The 15,430-nt window shown below is 72.8% G+C and carries 15 protein-coding genes and 1 tRNA gene; 13 read left to right on the top strand and 3 right to left on the bottom strand.

Annotation, left to right across the window (positions count from 1 at the left end):
• Window positions 1-13: 13 nt before the first annotated feature.
• The 7 genes from galU to ACIGAQ_RS30930 all read left to right on the top strand — a co-directional run bounded on the left by galU (window position 14) and on the right by ACIGAQ_RS30930 (window position 5,533).
• Window positions 14-916 (top strand): UTP--glucose-1-phosphate uridylyltransferase GalU, encoded by a 903-nt coding sequence (gene galU, locus ACIGAQ_RS30960; RefSeq protein ID WP_094053452.1) that lies wholly within the window; start codon window positions 14-16, stop codon window positions 914-916.
• Between the two features lie 4 nt (window positions 917-920).
• Window positions 921-2,261, top strand: coding sequence for a gephyrin-like molybdotransferase Glp (gene glp, locus ACIGAQ_RS30955; RefSeq protein ID WP_399788763.1), 1,341 nt, complete (start codon window positions 921-923; stop codon window positions 2,259-2,261).
• 82 nt (window positions 2,262-2,343) lie between these two features.
• Entirely contained in the window at window positions 2,344-2,853 is a 510-nt protein-coding gene (gene moaC / locus ACIGAQ_RS30950) for a cyclic pyranopterin monophosphate synthase MoaC (RefSeq protein WP_399788760.1), read from the top strand.
• Entirely contained in the window at window positions 2,850-3,347 is a 498-nt protein-coding gene (locus ACIGAQ_RS30945; RefSeq protein ID WP_311681602.1) for a MogA/MoaB family molybdenum cofactor biosynthesis protein, read from the top strand. Before moaC ends, ACIGAQ_RS30945 begins: the two co-directional genes overlap by 4 nt.
• Window positions 3,344-3,991, top strand: a complete 648-nt coding sequence (locus ACIGAQ_RS30940) for a GNAT family N-acetyltransferase (protein ID WP_399789403.1) — start codon at window positions 3,344-3,346, stop codon at window positions 3,989-3,991. Before ACIGAQ_RS30945 ends, ACIGAQ_RS30940 begins: the two co-directional genes overlap by 4 nt.
• A 172-nt stretch (window positions 3,992-4,163) precedes the next feature.
• Window positions 4,164-5,375 carry a gephyrin-like molybdotransferase receptor GlpR gene (gene glpR, locus ACIGAQ_RS30935; protein ID WP_362279624.1) on the top strand — a complete coding sequence of 404 codons (1,212 nt, stop codon included), beginning with the start codon at window positions 4,164-4,166 and terminating at the stop codon, window positions 5,373-5,375.
• Window positions 5,376-5,459: 84 nt separating this feature from the next.
• A tRNA-Ala gene (locus ACIGAQ_RS30930) sits at window positions 5,460-5,533 on the top strand.
• A 78-nt stretch (window positions 5,534-5,611) separates the two neighbouring features.
• Here ACIGAQ_RS30930 and ACIGAQ_RS30925 read toward each other — a convergent pair.
• A complete protein-coding gene (locus ACIGAQ_RS30925; RefSeq protein ID WP_399788755.1) occupies window positions 5,612-6,088 on the bottom strand; it encodes a GNAT family N-acetyltransferase in 477 nt (158 codons plus the stop codon).
• Window positions 6,089-6,148: 60 nt separating this feature from the next.
• Here ACIGAQ_RS30925 and ACIGAQ_RS30920 point away from each other — a divergent pair, with 60 nt between their 5' ends.
• A complete protein-coding gene (locus ACIGAQ_RS30920; RefSeq protein WP_311681606.1) occupies window positions 6,149-6,952 on the top strand; it encodes an exodeoxyribonuclease III in 804 nt (267 codons plus the stop codon).
• 4 nt (window positions 6,953-6,956) lie between these two features.
• Here ACIGAQ_RS30920 and ACIGAQ_RS30915 read toward each other — a convergent pair whose 3' ends face one another.
• The gene (locus ACIGAQ_RS30915; protein ID WP_311681607.1) at window positions 6,957-7,595 is read right to left on the bottom strand and encodes a MerR family transcriptional regulator; all 639 of its coding nucleotides are present in this window, start codon (window positions 7,593-7,595) and stop codon (window positions 6,957-6,959) included.
• 130 nt (window positions 7,596-7,725) lie between these two features.
• Between ACIGAQ_RS30915 and ACIGAQ_RS30910 the strand changes: the two genes are divergently transcribed.
• The 4 genes from ACIGAQ_RS30910 (at window position 7,726) to ACIGAQ_RS30895 (ending at window position 11,330) form a co-directional block, all read left to right on the top strand.
• Window positions 7,726-9,255, top strand: coding sequence for an NAD(P)/FAD-dependent oxidoreductase (locus tag ACIGAQ_RS30910; RefSeq protein WP_362279628.1), 1,530 nt, complete (start codon window positions 7,726-7,728; stop codon window positions 9,253-9,255).
• Window positions 9,252-10,175 carry an alpha/beta hydrolase gene (locus ACIGAQ_RS30905; protein WP_362279630.1) on the top strand — a complete coding sequence of 308 codons (924 nt, stop codon included), beginning with the start codon at window positions 9,252-9,254 and terminating at the stop codon, window positions 10,173-10,175. Before ACIGAQ_RS30910 ends, ACIGAQ_RS30905 begins: the two co-directional genes overlap by 4 nt.
• Window positions 10,172-11,056, top strand: a complete 885-nt coding sequence (locus ACIGAQ_RS30900) for an SDR family oxidoreductase (protein WP_311681611.1) — start codon at window positions 10,172-10,174, stop codon at window positions 11,054-11,056. Before ACIGAQ_RS30905 ends, ACIGAQ_RS30900 begins: the two co-directional genes overlap by 4 nt.
• A 76-nt stretch (window positions 11,057-11,132) precedes the next feature.
• On the top strand, window positions 11,133-11,330 hold the full coding sequence (locus ACIGAQ_RS30895) for a hypothetical protein (RefSeq protein WP_311681612.1): 198 nt from the start codon (window positions 11,133-11,135) through the stop codon (window positions 11,328-11,330).
• An 88-nt stretch (window positions 11,331-11,418) separates the two neighbouring features.
• Here the strand turns inward: ACIGAQ_RS30895 and ACIGAQ_RS30890 are convergent, their stop codons facing one another.
• Entirely contained in the window at window positions 11,419-14,649 is a 3,231-nt protein-coding gene (locus tag ACIGAQ_RS30890; protein WP_399788748.1) for a S41 family peptidase, read from the bottom strand.
• Window positions 14,650-14,804: 155 nt separating this feature from the next.
• Between ACIGAQ_RS30890 and ACIGAQ_RS30885 the strand changes: the two genes are divergently transcribed.
• On the top strand, window positions 14,805-15,407 hold the full coding sequence (locus ACIGAQ_RS30885) for a TetR/AcrR family transcriptional regulator (RefSeq protein WP_311681614.1): 603 nt from the start codon (window positions 14,805-14,807) through the stop codon (window positions 15,405-15,407).
• Window positions 15,408-15,430: the final 23 nt, after the last annotated feature.

Here is a 15,430-nt window from a genome sequence, read left to right as displayed (position 1 = left end):
TAGGGTGGCGAGCATGACTCAGTCGCACCCTCGGATCAGCAAGGCTGTCATCCCCGCAGCAGGCCTCGGCACCCGGTTCCTGCCGGCCACCAAAGCCACTCCCAAGGAGATGCTGCCGGTCGTGGACAAGCCCGCGATCCAGTACGTGGTCGAGGAGGCCGTCGCGGCGGGTCTCGACGACGTCCTCATGGTGACGGGCCGCAACAAGCGCCCCCTCGAGGACCACTTCGACCGGAACTACGAGCTGGAGTCGGCGCTCCAGAAGAAGGGCGACGCCGACCGTCTCGCCAAGGTGCAGGAGTCCAGCGACCTCGCGACCATGCACTACGTCCGCCAGGGCGACCCCAAGGGCCTCGGCCATGCCGTGCTGTGCGCCGCCCCGCACGTCGGCCACGAGCCCTTCGCCGTCCTCCTCGGCGACGACCTGATCGACCCCCGCGACCCGCTGCTGCAGCGCATGGTCGAGGTCCAGGAGCAGCGCGGCGGCAGCGTCATCGCGCTCATGGAGGTCGCCCCGGAGCAGATCCACCTGTACGGCTGCGCGGCCGTGGAGACCACCGAGGACAGCGACGTCGTCAAGGTCGGCGGCCTCGTCGAGAAGCCGGACCCGGCCGACGCCCCCTCCAACTACGCGGTCATCGGCCGCTATGTGCTCGACCCGCACATCTTCGACATACTGCGCCGGACCGAGCCCGGCCGCGGCGGCGAGATCCAGCTCACGGACGCCCTGCAGCAGCTCGCCGAGGACGAGAAGATCGGCGGCCCCGTGCACGGCGTCGTCTTCAAGGGCCGCCGCTATGACACCGGCGACCGCGGCGACTACCTGCGTGCCATTGTCCGACTCGCGTGCGAACGTGAAGACCTGGGCCCGGACTTCCGGACCTGGCTTCGCAGTTACGTAGCCGAGGAGATGTAGCACGTTGAGCAGCGCCGCGCCCCGCGTCACGCACCAGGACCACTCGGGCCCCGACCACCTCTGGTCGGTGGACGAGCACCTGGAGGACATCCTCGCCACCATCCGGCCCCTGGAGCCGATCGAGCTGCACCTGCTCGACGCCCAGGGCTGCGTCCTCGTCGAGGACGTCACGGTGCCGGTGTCCCTGCCGCCCTTCGACAACAGCTCGATGGACGGCTACGCGGTGCGGGTCGCGGACGTGGCGGGCGCGAGCGAGGAGTTCCCGGCGGCCCTGGAGGTCGTCGGGGACGTCGCCGCCGGCCAGTCGGAACCGCCGCACGTGGGGCCCGGCCAGGCCGCCCGCATCATGACCGGCGCCCCGCTCCCGCCCGGCGCCGAGACGGTCGTGCCCGTGGAGTGGACCGACGGCGGGCTCGGCGAGGGCCCGGTGCGCGGGATGCGCGCCCGCAGCCTCGGCCCCGAGGGCGCCACCGGCCAGGTGCAGGTGTACCGCCCGGCCGAGGCCCGCGCGCACGTGCGCGCCAAGGGCAGCGACGTGAAGGCCGGCGACCGCGCCCTGGAGGCCGGCACGATCCTCGGCCCGCCGCAGATCGCCCTGCTCGCCGCGATCGGCCGCGGCACCGTGCGCGTGCGCCCGCGCCCGCGCGTGGTGGTGCTCTCCACCGGCAGCGAACTCGTCCAGCCCGGCGAGGACCTGCGCACGGGTCAGATCTACGACTCCAACAGCTTCGCCCTCACCGCCGCCGCCCGCGACGCCGGTGCCATCGCCTACCGCGTGGGCGCCGTCGCCGACGACGCCGAGGGCCTGCGCTCCACCATCGAGGACCAGCTGGTCCGTGCCGACCTGATGGTCACCACGGGCGGCGTGAGCGTCGGCGCCTACGACGTCGTCAAGGAGGCGCTGTCCCACGTCGGGGACGAGGACGAGCCGGGCAGCGGCGTGGAGTTCCGCAAGCTGGCCATGCAGCCCGGCAAGCCCCAGGGCTTCGGCTCCGTCGGCCCCGACCACACGCCGCTGCTGGCCCTGCCCGGCAACCCCGTGTCGTCGTACGTCTCCTTCGAACTGTTCGTGCGCCCCGCCATCCGCGCCCTCATGGGCCTGCCGGACGTCCACCGCCCGACCACCCGGGCGACCCTGGCCGCCGGCAAGGCGCTGACCTCCCCGAAGGGCCGCCGCCAGTTCCTGCGCGGCACGTACGCGGACGGCCGGGTCACCCCGGTCGGCGGCGCCGGATCCCACCTGGTCGCGGCCCTCGCCCACGCCGACGCGCTGATCGTCGTCCCCGAGGACACCGAGTCCGTCGCACCCGGCACCCAGGTCGAGGTGGTCCTGCTCGGCCGATAGCCGCTGGTTGGGGGTACCGTGTCGCGCACAGCAGGCCCGTGCGCCGCACCGCGACGGGCCCGGACCGGGAGCGCCACACAGCATGAGCACGCAGGACCCACGCACGCAGGACGGCTCCACGCACAGCAGGCTGACGCACCTCGACGAGGCGGGCGCCGCCCGCATGGTGGACGTGTCGGAGAAGGACGTGACCGCGCGCACCGCCCGCGCCAGCGGACGCGTCCTCGTCTCGCCCCGTGTGATCGAGCTGCTGCGCGGTGCGGGCGTCCCCAAGGGAGACGCCCTCGCGACCGCGCGCATCGCCGGGATCATGGGGGCCAAACGCACCCCCGACCTGATCCCGCTCTGCCACCCGTTGTCGGTGTCCGGTGTGAAACTGGACCTGTCGGTCGCGGACGACGCCGTGGAGATCCTGGCCACCGTGAAGACCACGGACCGCACGGGCGTCGAGATGGAGGCCCTCACGGCGGTCTCCGTCGCCGCGCTCACCGTGATCGACATGGTCAAGGCGGTCGACAAGGGAGCGGTCATCACGGACGTACGGGTCGAGGAGAAGACGGGCGGCAAGTCGGGCGACTGGAGCCGGACATGACCTACCGCGCTCTCGTCGTGACGGCCTCGAACCGGGCCGCCGCAGGGATCTACGAGGACAAGGGCGGCCCGCTGATCGCCGACGGCCTGAGGCGCTTCGGCTTCGAGGTCGAGGGCCCGCAGGTCGTCCCCGACGGCGACCCGGTGGAGGCGGCCCTGCGCGCCGGGGTCGAGGCCGGCTACGACGTCGTCGTCACCACCGGCGGCACGGGCATCTCGCCCACCGACCGCACCCCCGAGGCCACCCGCCGGGTGATCGACCACGAGGTGCCCGGCATCGCCGAGGCCATCCGGGCGTTCGGCCGGGAGAAGGTGCCCACCGCGGCGCTCTCGCGGGGCCTGGCCGGAGTGGCCGGGAGCACCCTGATCGTCAATCTGCCCGGTTCCAGCGGCGGTGTGAAGGACGGCCTCGCCGTGCTGGAGCCGCTGCTGGTCCACGCCGTCGAGCAGCTGCGCGGCGGCGACCACCCCAGACCCGACGGGGGTGCGAGCTGAACAGCCCAGCCTGGCCCGTCGAGCTGGTCGACGGCGACGTCGTCCTCCGGCCGATAAAGCTGCGCGACCAGCGGGCGTGGCGCGAGGTCAACCGGCGCAACCGCGACTGGCTGCGCCCCTGGGAGGCGACGATCCCGCCGCCCACCCCGGGCGGGCCGATCACGCACCGCCCGACCTTCCGCCAGATGGTCCGCCACCTCAGGTCGGAGGCGAACGCCGGCCGGATGCTGCCCTTCGTCATCGAGTACCAGGGACGGCTGGTGGGGCAGCTGACGGTGGCCGGGATCACCTGGGGCTCCATGTGCTCGGGGCACGTCGGGTACTGGGTGGACGAGGCGGTGGCCGGACGCGGGGTGATGCCGACGGCGGTGGCGCTCGTCGTCGACCACTGTTTCCGCACCGTCGGACTGCACCGCGTGGAGGTCTGCATTCGCCCCGAGAACGGCCCCAGCCGCCGCGTCGTCGAAAAGCTGGGATTCCGCGAGGAGGGGCTGCGGCCCCGTTATCTCCACATCGACGGAGCCTGGCGCGACCACCTCGTCTTCGCGCTCACGGCGGAAGAGGTCCCGGACGGTTTGCTCAGGCGCTGGCAGCGGGCACGATCGCAGAGTAATCCGGGAATGCGCCCGCACCCGGGAAATTGAATATGTGTTCGAAATTGATCGGCCGATGACCGTCTCGAGGCGAGGAATTCCCGGCCTCGGTGGTGTGCTGATCGCATCAGTCGCAAAAAAAGTTCGAAATATCAGCCAGATCGTGCGACACACCGGCTCAATTGGCAGATGGCCTCACGCAAACCCCTCTACGGTGTGAGGCGTGAGCAGCAGCGGCCTCATCTACGCAGTCATTGTCGGGGCCTGGGCCGCCTACTTGGTGCCGATGTGGCTCCGTAGGCAGGACGAGCTGAACGAGGCCCGTCCGACGGAACGCTTCAGCACCGCCATCCGGCTTCTGTCCGGAAAGGCGGCCATGGAGCGCCGGTACGCCAAGGACCTGCGGGCGCGCTCCGCCGACGAGGGGGAGCAGGGCGCCGACGATCCGGACGCCGTCACCGAATCGGTGGACGTCCGGGCCTTCGCCGTGTCCAAGACCCGCCCCCGGACCCAGGCGCCCCTTCCGTCGCCCGCCCCCGAGCAGCCGGCCCGCCCGGTGCCGCACGCGGCGCGTCCCGAGCGCGAGGAGGGCCGGGTGCCCGCCGCCCGGCGCGGCATGTCGCCGCAGGCCCAGGCGGCCGCGGCGCGGGCCCGGCGCTCGAAGGTGCTCGCGCGCCGCCGGCGCACCACCACCATGCTCTTCCTCGCCTTCACCCTCGGCGCCGTCGTCGCCGCGGTCGGAGGGCTGGCGTTCCTGTGGGCCCCGGGCGTGCCCGCCGTGATGCTCAGCGTGTACATCGCCTACCTGCGCGCGCAGGAGCGGCGGCGCTTCACGTACCAGATGGACCGCCGCCGTGCCGAGGCCGCCGCCCAGCGGCTGCGGGAGCGGCAGCGCCAGCCCCGTCGGCGCCCCCTGGCCGAGGACGAGGCCGACGAACCGGAGGAGGGACCCGAGCCGGTGACCGACCCCGGCCTGTCGGCCCTCGCGGCGGACCGGCGCGCCCTCGTCGAGCAGACCGACCACGCGGAGTGGGTCGACCAGCAGCGTGAGCGGCAGCGGCGGCCGGGCCAGGGCGACAGCTGGGACCCGGTACCGGTGCCCCTGCCCACCTACGTGACCGCGCCGGTCGCCCCCCGGGCGACGAGCGACGTGGACCTCGGCGCCCCCGACACCTGGAGCGCGGCGCGGTCGAGCGCGGTCACCCCGGAGGCGGCGGACGAGCCGGCCGGAGCCGCGGGCCCGGTCGCCGCGGAGCCCCACGCGCCGGAAGGGACGCACGGCGACGGCCGGGGCGAGGCCCCGCCTCCCGCCCGGAAGCGCTCGCGCGGCCAGAACCCCGCCGCGGCCTCCGCACGGCGGGCCCGCGAGCGCGGCCGTACGCCGCTGTTCGACCAGTACGAGGACGGGGACCGGCCCCGGGCCGCCAACGAGTAGCACCCCCGCACCCGCGGGTGGCCGCCGCCCGGGAACGGATTTTTATGCAGGCCGATCGGGGTGCTAGAGTTTCACTCGTTGCAAGGGCCTGTGGCGCAGTCCGGTAGCGCACCTCGTTCGCATCGAGGGGGCCAGGGGTTCAAATCCCCTCAGGTCCACGCAGCTTCGAGCCCCTGTCGGCGACAGCCGACAGGGGCTCTGCTCTGTTCGCGGGCCCCGTAGGGCCCTTCGGCCCGTCAGAGCCGCTTCGCGAAGCAGCGGCTGGACTCGTGGTGGCGGTAGTAGCCGAACTTGGCGCACGGCTCGTAACCACTGGACGCGTACAGGGCGATGGCCTCCGGCTGCTTGGTGCCCGTCTCCAGGACCATACGGACGCGACCGGCCGCGCGGGCGTCCTCCTCCAGGGCCGCCAGGATGCGGCGGGCCAGGCCCCGGCCGCGCATCGGCTCGATCACGTACATGCGCTTCAGCTCGGCGTCACCGTCCAGGTTGCCCTCGCCGTTCGTATCCTGGGCACGCCAGCCGCCCGAGGCGACGGGGCTGCCGTGCTCGTCGTAGGCGATCAGATAGGTGCCGTTCGGCGGGTCGAAGTCGGTGGCGGCCATGGGCGTGGCGTCGCCGTCGTCCCCGTAGCGGACGGCGTACTCGGCCTGGACCTGGTCGTTCAGCTTCATGGCGTCGGGGTGGTCGAAGGAGACCCGGCGTATGTGCATGCCGACCACCGTATGCGATCCGGAACTGGACTCCGTCCAGAGTGCCGGTATCGTGCCCGGGTGCTCACTGTGACCTCTGTGAATGTGAACGGGCTGCGGGCCGCCGCGAAGAAGGGCTTCGTGGAGTGGCTGGCCGCGACCGACGCCGACGTGCTGTGCCTGCAGGAGGTGCGCGCCGAGCCGGAGCAGCTGCCCGAGCACGTCCGCGCGCCCGAGGGCTGGCACGTGGTGCACGCGCCGGCCGCCGCCAAGGGCCGGGCCGGGGTGTCCCTGTACAGCCGCCGTGAGCCCGACCGGGTGCGGATCGGGTTCGGGTCCGCCGAGTTCGACGGCAGCGGGCGGTACGTGGAGGCCGACCTGCCCGGGGTCACCGTCGCCTCCCTCTACCTGCCCTCCGGCGAGGTCGGCACCGAGCGGCAGGAGGAGAAGGAGCGCTTCATGGGCGAGTTCCTCGCCTACCTCAAGGAGCTGCGCGAGCGGGCCGCGGCGGAGGGGCGCGAGGTCGTCGTCTGCGGCGACTGGAACATCGCCCATCAGCGGGCCGACCTGAAGAACTGGCGCGGCAACACCAAGAACTCTGGCTTCCTGCCCGAGGAGCGCGAGTGGCTCGGCCGCGTCCTCGACCCGGCCGACGGCGGCTATGTCGACGTCGTACGCGCCCTGCACCCGGACGTCGAGGGACCGTACTCCTGGTGGTCGTACCGTGGACGGGCGTTCGACAACGACACCGGTTGGCGGATCGACTACCACGTGGCGACCCCCGGGCTCGCCGAGCGGGCGGTCAAGGGGTTCGTGGAGCGGGCCGCCACGCACGCGGAGCGGTGGTCCGACCACGCGCCGGTGACCGTCGTGTACGACCGCTAGCCGGCTACGACCGCATCCTGCGGTCCAGGGCCAGGGACAGCTCCGCCTCCACGACGCTGCGGGCCAGCGGGCGCAGGCGGGGCAGGTCCTGTGCGGAGGCGTGGCGCAGGACCAGGTCGGTGAAGAGGTCGGCCAGGGCGTCGGCGTGCGTGCGGACCTCCTTGGCCGCGCCGAGGACCTCCGCGAGCGGGATGCCCTCGCGGACCAGGGCCGAGGAGACGTCCAGCAGGCGGCGGCTGATGTGGACGATCTCGCCGCCGTCGGTCCCGAGGTAGCCGAGGTCCATGGCGGCGGCCAGGTTCTCCGGGGTGGCCTCGCCCGCGAAGTGGTCGGCGAGTTCCTCGGGCGTGAGGTGGACCGGTTCCTCCTCGGTCGGGCCGCCCACGCCGAGCAGGTCGCCGACGTCCCGGCCGTGGTCGAAGGCCTCGGCCAGTTCCGCGATGCCGCTGAGGGTGTGGCCGCGTTCCAGCAGGGCCGTGATGGTGCGCAGCCGGGCCAGGTGCTGGTCGTCGTACCAGGCGATGCGGCCCTCCCGGCGCGGTGGCGGGATCAGCTTGCGCTCGCGGTAGAAGCGCAGGGTGCGCACCGTGATCCCGGCGAGGCGGGCCAGCTCTTCCATGCGGTATTCACGCTTCTCGGCCACCTGGGCACCTTAAGGCGTACCGCGGGTAACTTCCTCGTCGCACCCCCTACCCATCAGTACGCCTCTGCTCTACGCTCCCATTGCGCCAGTGTTCACTGGCACGGTTCTCGTGGTGTGTGGAGGTGTCGGCATGGACGAGCGCGAACACGAGCATGTACGGGTCGCGGTGGTCGGGTCCGGGTTCGGCGGGCTGGGGGCCGCCGTGCGGCTGCGCCGGGAGGGTGTCACCGACTTCGTCGTCCTGGAGCGGGCGAGCAGTGTCGGCGGCACCTGGCGGGACAACAGCTACCCGGGGTGCGCCTGTGACGTGCCGTCGCACCTGTACTCGTTCTCCTTCGCGCCCAACCCGGACTGGCCGCGCACCTTCTCGGGCCAGGAGCACATCCGGGCCTACCTGGAGCACGTGGCCGACACCTTCCGGCTGCGGCCGCACATCCGCTTCGACTCCGAGGTGAAGCGGATGAGCTGGAACACCGAGCGGCTGTGCTGGGACATCGAGACCAGCAGCGGGAACCTCTCCGCCGACCTCGTCGTGTCGGCCACCGGTCCGCTGTCCGACCCGAAGGTGCCGGACATCCCCGGCCTGGACTCCTTCCCCGGCAAGGTCTTCCACTCCGCCCGCTGGGACCACGACTACGACCTGCGCGGCAAGCGCGTCGCCATGGTGGGCACCGGTGCCTCGGCCATCCAGATCGTGCCGGCCATCCAGCCGGAGGTCTCCGAGCTCACCCTCTTCCAGCGCACCCCGCCGTGGGTCATGCCCCGGATGGACCGGGCCATCAGCGGCGCCGAGCGGTGGCTGCACCGGCAGCTGCCCTTCACCTCGCAGCTGCGCCGCGGACTGCTGTGGGGCATCCGGGAGTTGCAGGTCCAGGCGTTCACCAAGCACCCCAACGAGCTCGGTTTCGTCGAGCAGCTGGCCAAGCGCAACATGGCCCGGGCCATCAAGGACCCGGCGCTGCGGGCCAAGCTCACGCCCGACTACCGCATCGGCTGCAAGCGGATCCTGCTGTCCAGCGAGTACTACCCGGCGCTCGCGCGGCCCAATGTGGACGTCGTCGCCAGCGGCCTCGCCGAGGTGCGCGGCTCGACCCTCGTCGCCGCCGACGGCAGCGAGGCCGAGGTGGACGCCATCGTCTTCGGCACGGGCTTCCACGTCACCGACATGCCGATCGCCGAGCGGGTGGTGGGCGCCGACGGGCGGACCCTCGCGGAGACCTGGAAGGGCGGCATGGAGGCCCTGCGCGGCGCCTCCGCGGCCGGCTTCCCCAACTGGATGACGATCATCGGGCCCAACACGGGCCTGGGGAACTCCTCGATGATCCTGATGATCGAGTCCCAGCTGAACTACCTGGCCGACTACGTCCGCCAGCTGGACGTGCTCGGCGGCCGGGTCGCGCTGGACGCCCGCCCCGAGGCCGTGCGGGGCTGGAACCACCGGGTGCAGGAGCGCATGAAGCGCACGGTGTGGAACACCGGCGGCTGCACCAGCTGGTACCTCGACGCGGCCGGCCGCAACACCACCATCTGGCCCGGCACGACGGCCGAGTTCCGGCGTGCGACGCGCCGGGTGGACCTCACGGAGTACGACGTCCTGCGGCCCGCCGCGGCCGGGCAGGACGAGCAGCAGGCCGCGGAGAAGGCGGGGGTGGACGCGTGAGCCGACTCACCGGCGTCGACTCCGGGCCGTACGCCCCGCCCGCCCCCGTGCGCGAGCTGACCGCCGTCTCCGCCGACGGTGCCCGGCTGCACGTCGAGATCCACGGGCCCGAGTTCGCCCCCGCCGTCGTCCTCGCCCACGGCTGGACCTGCTCGACCGCCTTCTGGGCCGCGCAGATCCGCGACCTGGCCGCCGACCACCGGGTCATCGCCTACGACCAGCGCGGCCACGGCCGCAGCCCGTCGAGCCCGGCGTGCAGCACCGACGCGCTCGCCGACGACCTCGAAGCCGTCCTCGCAGCCACCCTCGCCCCCGGCGAACAGGCCGTGATCGCCGGGCACTCCATGGGCGGCATGACCGTCATGGCGGCCTCGGGGCGGGCCGCCTTCCAGGCGCACGCGGCGGCCGTCCTGCTGTGCAGCACGGGCAGTTCGCAGCTGGTCGCGGGCTCCACCGTCGTCCCGCTGCGGCCCGGCCGGGTGCGGACCTGGCTGACCCGGCGGATCCTCGGCTCCCGCGCCCCGCTCGGGCCGGTCACGCCGCTGGCCCGCCGGATCCTCAAGTACGGCACGATGGGCCCGGGTTCGGCCCCGCACATGGTCGAGGCCTGCGCCCGGATCGTGCACGCCTGCCCCCGCAAGGTCCGGCACAGCTGGTCACAGGTGCTGGACCTGCTCGATCTCGACCACGGCGTGCGGGAGTTGACCGTGCCCACGGCCGTCGTCGTCGGTACGGCGGACCGGCTGACCCCGCCCGCGCAGTCCCGGGCGCTGTGCGAGGCCCTGCCGAACTGCACCGGGTTCACCGAGCTGCCCGGCATCGGCCACATGACCCCGATCGAGGCGCCCGAGCTGGTCACCGGGAAGATACGCGAGCTCGTCAGCACACACATCCAGGTCCGATCCGAGGAGAGCGCATGAACAGGGTGAGCCTCGAAGGCAAGGTCGCCGTGGTGACCGGGGCGGCGCGCGGCGTCGGGGAGTTGCTCGCCCGCAAGCTCTCCGCGCGGGGCGTGCGGATCGCCCTGGTCGGCCTGGAGCCGGACGCGCTCAAGCAGGTCTCCGCGCGGCTGCACAGCGACAGCGACCACTGGCACGCCGACGTCACCGACCACGAGGCCATGGCCCGGGTCGCCGGGGAGGTGAAGGAGCGCTTCGGCCGGGTGGACATCGTCGTCGCCAACGCCGGTGTGGCGACCGGCGGTCCGTTCGCCGACTCCGACCCGGAGTCCTGGCGGCGGGTGATCGAGGTCAACCTGGTCGGCTCGGCGGTGACCGCCCGCGCGTTCCTGCCGATGCTGCTGGAGAGCCGGGGCTACCTGCTGCAGATCGCCTCCCTCGCGGCGATCACCCCGGCGCCGATGATGACCGCGTACTGCGCGTCCAAGTCGGGCGTGGAGGCCTACGCGCACAGCCTGCGCGCCGAGGTCGGCTACCGGGGCGTGAAGGTCGGCGTCGGGTACCTGTCGTGGACCGACACCGACATGGTGCGCGGGGCCGACCAGGAGGACGTCATGCGGGAGTTGCGGCAGCGGCTGCCCTGGCCGTCCAACAAGACCTACCCGCTGGGCCCGGCGGTGGACCGGCTCGTGACCGGGATCGAGCGCCGGTCGAGCCATGTCTACGGGCAGTGGTGGCTGCGCGGGATGCAGGGGGTGCGCGGGTATCTGCCCGCGGTCATCGGGACGGTGGGCCAGCGCGAGATGCGGCGGTTCGCGGACCGGCTGACGGGCATGCGAACCGGCCTGGTCGGAGCCGGTGGAGCCGCCGACGAGCAGCAGCGCACTACGGTGCGTGAGTGATCGACATGCGCAGCGTCACGACCCGTGTGAATCTGATCGAGCCAGATCCCCTCACCCCCAACGGGAGTGAACCCACATGGGTATGAAGGACCAGTTCCAGGAGAAGTCCGAGCAGTGGCAGAACCAGGCCCGTCAGAAGGCGGACCAGGCTCGCGAGCAGATGCAGGGCCGCGGCCGCCGGCGCGACGAGGACATGGACCCCTCGCAGCCGCAGCGCGACCGTGAGCGGGAGCGCGAGCAGGAGGACCGCTTCGACCAGGACTACGACGCCTGACGTTGCGCGCTGAGCGGACCAGGGGCGCCCCCGTGCGGGGCGCCCCTTTCCCCTGTGCGGCCCGGCGGCCCCGCGGGCGGGACGTCCGTCACGACCGGGGCGGCAGCTTCGGGCGGGAGCGGTCCGGGACGTCGCTGTGGGTCGGCGGCGTCGCGGGCGGGTTGGTCTCCAGCAGCCCCAGGGCGAGTGCGACGGCGTCGGCCAGCTGCGCGTGCCGCCCCTCGGCCCAGTCCAGCGGAGTGCGCAGCACGTCGATGTCCGGGGCGACGCCCTTGTTCTCCACCGACCAGCCGTAGGCGTCGAACCAGGCCGCGTTCATCGGCACCGTGATCACCGTGCCGTCGCCCAGTTCGTGCCGGCCGGTCATGCCGACCACCCCGCCCCACGTGCGCTGTCCCACGACGGGCCCCAGCTTCAGCAGTTTGAACGCGGCGGTGATCATGTCGCCGTCGGAGGAGGTCGCCTCGTCGGCCAGGGCCACCACCGGGCCCCGGGGTGCGTTCGAGGTGTACGAGACGGGCTGGGCGTCACGGGTCAGGTCCCAGCCGAGGATCGTGCGGCTCAGCGTCTCGATGACCAGTTCGCTGATGTGCCCGCCGGCGTTGCCGCGCACGTCGACGATCAGCGCGGGCCGGGACACCTCCATGCGCAGGTCGCGGTTGAACTGCGCCCAGCCGGAGCCGCCCATGTCCGGGATGTGCAGATAGCCGCAGCGGCCCCCGCTCAACTCGCGGACCACCGCACGGCGTTTGGCCACCCAGTCCTGGTAGCGCAGCGGCCGCTCGTCGATCAACGGGACGACGGCGACCCGCCGGGGCGGACCCGCGCCCTCGGCGGGGGAGAAGGTCAGTTCCACCGTCGTCCCGCCCGCACCGGCCAGCAGCGGGTAGGGGCCCGCGTCCGGATCGACCGGGCGGCCGTCGACGTGGGTGAGGACCGCGCCCTCCCGGATGCCCGTACCCGCCAAGGGGGAGCGGGCCTTGGAGTCGGAGGAGTCGCCGGGCAGGATCCGCTTGACCGTCCAGCCGCCGTCCCGGCGGACCAGGTTGGCGCCCAGCAGGCCCTGGCGGCGCTGGTAGTGCGGCGGGCCCTCGTTGCGCCGGGCGGCGGTGACGTAGGCGTGGGAGGTGCCCAGTTCGCCGAGCACCTCGCGCAGCAGGTCCGCGAACTCGTCGGGGGAGGCGACCCGTTCGACCAGCGGGCGGTACTGGCCGAGGACCCCGTCCCAGTCGATGCCGCACATGCCCGGGTCCCAGAAGTAGGCCCGGATCAGCCGCCCGGCCTCGTCGAACGCCTGCCGCCACTCCGCCGCCGGGTCGACCGTGTGCAGGATGCGGCGCGCGTCGATCCACACCGTCGAGTCGGAGTCGCCCGGCTCGTCGGCGGGCACCGCGCGCAGCTCGCCCTCGTCGACGACCACCAGTCGGCTGCCGTCGCCGCTGACCGCGAACCAGTCCAGGTGCTGGGCGAGTTCGGACTTCTTGGCCTTGGTGATGCCGAAGTGCTCCAGGGTCGGCCGGCCGCTGGTGTCGTCCGGGTTGGCGAACGTCTCGCCCAGCGCGCCCGAGATCGGCCAGCGCAGCCACACCAGCCCGCCGCCCGCCACCGGGCGCAGCGCCGAGTACTTGGAGGCGGCCACCGGGAACGGCGTGACCCGGCTCTCCAGACCCTCCACCTCGACGGTGACGGCCCCGCTCTCCCCGCTGTCGTCGTCCTCCACCGGGTCCAGGCCCCCGGCGGCCGGGCGGCCCTCGGGGTTCACCGCGAACGGGGAGGGCGTCGCCGAGGACAGCGGCACGAGGTAGGGGCGGCAGCCCAGCGGGAAGGACAGGTCGCCGGTGTGCACGTCGTAGACCGGGTCGAAGCCGCGCCAGGACAGGAACGCCAGGTAGCGGCCGTCGCGGGTGAAGACCGGGTTCTCGTCCTCGAAGCGGCCGTTGGTGACGTCCACGACGTACCGGTCCGCGATGCGGGCCAGCTTGATCTGGCGCAGCGTCCGCCCGATGCCCGGGTGCGACCAGGTCAGCCACGCCCCGTCCGGGGAGAACGCCAGGTCGCGCACGGGCCCGTTGACCGACCGGATCAGCTCGGTGACCTCGCCGACGGAGTCCTCCGAGACGTCGACGAGGAGGAGCCGCCCGTCGTGCGAGGCGACCGCCAGGCGCTCGCCCTCCGGGTCGGAGACCAGCTCGCGCACCTGGCCCAGCGCGCCCGCCGACAGCCGCCGTGGCGTGCGGGCGCCGCTCGCCCGGGGCAGAAAGGCGATCTCGATCGCGTCCTCGCCCTCCGCGTCCGTCACGTACGCCACCCGTCCGCTCCCGCCGAGCATCTCCGGCATGCGCACCCGGACGCCGGGGGTGTCGGTGAGGGTACGGGCGGGACCGTCCCGGTGGGTGAGCCAGTACAGGCTGCCGCGCACGACGACCGCGCTGGCCCGGCCGGTCTCGTCGACCGAGATCCCGTCGACGTGCTGGGCGGCCGCCACCTGGTACGGACGCCGCCCCGCGCGCGGCCCGTCCAGTCGTACCTCCAGCCGGCGCGGCTCGGCGCCCGGGGACAGGTCGTCCACCAGCCACAGGTCGCCCGCGCACTGGTACACCACCCGGGTGCCGTCGCTGGCGGCGTGCCGGGCGTAGAAGGCGTCGTGGTCGGTGTGCCGGCGCAGGTCGGAGCCGTCGTGGGCGCAGGAGTAGAGGTTGCCGACGCCCTCGTGGTCGGAGAGGAAGGCGATGCGGTCCCCGACGAACATGGGGGAGTGCAGATGGCCGCCGAGGCCTTCGAGCAGCCGTTCGCCGTGCAGCCACAGCCGGCCGGTGGCACCGCCCCGGTAGCGCTTCCAGGCGGCCGGTTCGTGCGGGGGCGTGCCGGTGAGCAGCAGGGTCCGGCGCTCCCCGTCCAGGTCGGCCACCTGGATGTCGGAGACCGGCCCCCAGGGCAGCTTGCGGCCCGGGTCGCCGTCGGGGGAGAGCTTGTAGGCCCAGGTGAAGTAGGAGAACGGCTCGCCGTGCGAGGCGACGGCCAGGATCTCGCCGTCCGGGGTCCAGCCGCAGACGCGGGTGTCGGCGCTGCCCCAGTGGCTCACCTGCCGGCCCGGGCCGCCGTCCACCGGGACCAGATGGACCTCGGGCACCAGACTGCGCCAGCTCGTGCAGGCGAGGTGGCGGCCGTCGGGCGAGAAGCGCGGATGACCCACCTTGGTGCGGTCGACGGTGAGCCGCCAGGCGCGGCCCGGACCGTCGAGCGGGGCGAGCCAGAGGTCGTCCTCGGCGACGAAGCACAGCAGGTCGTCATGGAGATGCGGCAGGCGCAGATAGGTCACCCGACCATGCTTTGCCCGGGCGGGAACCCCAGCAAGTTATGACAAAGGTGAAACCGTGATGCAGCACACGTACGAAACGGTTTCGTTTCTATCGACCCCTGCGCTACCTTGGTGGCGTACGAAACCGTGTCGTTCGGAGCAGGAAGGTGAGAGGGATGGCTGAGGTCGCCACCGCGCGTCGCAGTCGGATCACCCCCGAGCGCGAGGCCGAGCTGTACGCGGCCGTGCTCGACCTGCTCCGCGAAGTCGGCTACGACGCCCTCACCATGGACGCCGTGGCCGCTCGCACCCGCTCCAGCAAGGCCACGCTCTACCGCCAGTGGGGCGGCAAGGCCCAGCTGGTCGTCAAGGCGCTCCGGCACACCAAGCCGGTGCAGAACTTCGACGAGATCGACACCGGGTCCCTGCGCGGCGACTTCCACGCCCTCCTGGCGCGCGCGGACGACGCCGAGATGGAACAGAACGGCGCGCTGATGCGCGGACTGGCCACGGCCATGCACGCCAACGCCGATCTCCACCGCGAGTTCAAGAGCCAGATCATCGAGCCGGAGATCGCGGACTCGCGCCGCCTGCTCCAGCGGGCCGTCGACCGGGGCGAGGTCCGTCCGGACTGCCCCGCGCTGGAGTTCGTGGTGCACATGATGCTCGGCGCGTTCGTCACCTGCGCGGTCCTGGAGGACAAGCCCCCGACGGCGGCCTTCCTCACCTCGTACATCGACGCCGTGGTCCTCCCCGCCCTCGGCGTCCCCACCGACTAGTCCCCTCGACTGGCCCCCACCTG

Source organism: Streptomyces sp. NPDC085932 (assembly GCF_044540525.1).
In the GTDB taxonomy this organism is placed as follows: Bacteria; Actinomycetota; Actinomycetes; order Streptomycetales; family Streptomycetaceae; genus Streptomyces; species Streptomyces levis.
This window is presented reverse-complemented; position numbering and strand designations above follow the sequence as displayed.